This window comes from Xanthomonas populi (assembly GCF_002940065.1).
Taxonomy (GTDB): Bacteria; Pseudomonadota; Gammaproteobacteria; order Xanthomonadales; family Xanthomonadaceae; genus Xanthomonas; species Xanthomonas populi.
In genome coordinates this window covers 1-961 of sequence record NZ_MDEJ01000289.1, presented here as the reverse complement: position 1 = coordinate 961, position 961 = coordinate 1, and the positions used below count along the sequence as shown (strand labels likewise).

Here is a 961-nt window from a genome sequence, read left to right as displayed (position 1 = left end):
TCGCTGATTTTTTGAAGGTATGGTCATCATCCAGTGCGTGTCACCACGGCTACGACTTGGTTGTTCGAGGTGCCCAGAAGTCAGTCCGCATAAGCGCAAACAGCAGATCGCCACGCGCAAGGGCGTGGCGATCTGCGAGGCGATTACTTGATGGTGGCGAGCTTCAGGCTGGCCGGCGAGCTGACTTCGATTTCGGCACGCGCGCTGTCGCGCTGGATCTTGCCCAGAACACACGCGTTCTTGCCTTCCAGGGTTTCCGGGGCAAAGCTGAACTTGCCGCGGTTGGCGCCGTCGATCCGGGCCGAGAAGGTGTGACGCGGGAACATGCCACCCATGTACAGGAAGGTGGGCTCACCTTCCGAGCTCTGGGCGTACTTGGCCTTTTCGACCTTGCCGCACACCATGCCGTCCTTGCCGACGAAGCGTGTGGCCATTTCCGGCGGAATAATTTCCTGCGACTGAGCCGACAGCGTGGGGGCGACGATGACGAGAGCAGCGACTGGGAGGAGCGAGAGCAGAAACTTCATGGGGATTCTCCAGAATCAAAAGTCGAACGGTGACCCGTTTACGTACGCGGGCTTCTATTCGGCTATCGGCTAGCTGGAGTTCGACTTGAATCTAAAAAAACGTGATTTCTATATCGCTTCCGTCCAGACGTACGTCTGGTGTCGGGATGCTCCCGACACCAGAGAGTCGTAGCAGCGACTGCACAGACCAATGCGGCCGTCAGTCGGGTTCACTCGTTGCCAGACCTCATCGTGTATCGCTCTACGCGAGGGCGTGTGTGCACTGGTCATCCCTGCATAACGACCGCTTGGTGGATGCCTGGATCGCTATAGGTCAGGAGGCTTCTTCGGCCACGTGCTGCTGAACTAGGGCCAGTTAACACATACGAAGCCCTTCAACGATCAGGACGAAGCTCAGGAATCCGAGGAACATGACGTCGAGCTTCTCAAAGCGC

General features: G+C 57.9%; 1 protein-coding gene. It reads right to left on the bottom strand.

Translation table 11 applies throughout. The features are described 5' to 3' along the window. Positions 1–143 precede the first annotated feature (143 nt). Entirely contained in the window at positions 144–527 is a 384-nt protein-coding gene (locus XpopCFBP1817_RS20885; RefSeq protein ID WP_128418495.1) for a hypothetical protein, read from the bottom strand. Between the last annotated feature and the right edge of the window lie 434 nt (positions 528–961).

Coding starts and splice junctions, on each gene's coding strand:
- XpopCFBP1817_RS20885 (WP_128418495.1), bottom strand. CDS start 527: ATGAAGTTTCTGCTCTCGCTCCTCCCAGTCGCTGCTCTCGTCATCGTC.